This window comes from Micromonospora sp. M61 (genome assembly GCF_018070245.1).
GTDB lineage: Bacteria > Actinomycetota > Actinomycetes > Mycobacteriales > Micromonosporaceae > Micromonospora > Micromonospora zamorensis.
The window spans coordinates 1-540 of record NZ_JAGPYA010000186.1 but is presented as its reverse complement, the minus strand read 5'-3'; the positions used below and the strand labels follow the sequence as shown (position 1 = coordinate 540).

The following is a 540-nucleotide window of genomic DNA, read 5'->3' as shown; positions in this document are numbered from 1 at the left end:
CGGTGCGGGTGTTTCCTACCCCCGAAGGAGCTACCCCCATGAACACGATCTTCCGTAAGAGCATGTTGTCTGTTGCTGGTCTCGCGTTCGCCGGTGGTGTCTTCGCCGGCCCGATCGCCGCCCACGCTGCCAACCCCGTGGATGGCAAGCCGGTCGCGGTGGCGGTGCAGTCGGCCGCCCCGAAGCCCCAGGGCGACCAGTCCCACATCACGCTCAATGATGAGCAGACCGCGAACGTCAAGGCGATCATCGCCGCGACGAAGAAGGCCGGCCTGCCCGAGCGCGCCGCGGTGATCTCGATCGCGACGAGCCTGCAGGAGTCCAAGCTGGAAAACCTGGGCCACCTTGGCGACGCCAATGACCATGACTCGCTGGGCCTGTTCCAGCAGCGCCCGACCAGTGGTTGGGGCACGCCGGAGCAGATCACCGACCCCGCCTACTCCACCACCGCGTTCCTCAAGGGCCTCCGCCAGGTCGACGGCTGGCAGGACATGGCGCTGACCGACGCCGCGCAGACCGTCCAGGTCTCCGCCTACCCCG

General features: G+C 67.8%; 1 protein-coding gene. It reads left to right on the top strand.

Going from position 1 to position 540, the window contains the following annotated elements:
• Window positions 1-38: 38 nt before the first annotated feature.
• Window positions 39-540, top strand: a 502-nt coding sequence (locus KBX34_RS33255) for a hypothetical protein (protein ID WP_210929016.1), incomplete at its 3' end; no start/stop codon positions are given.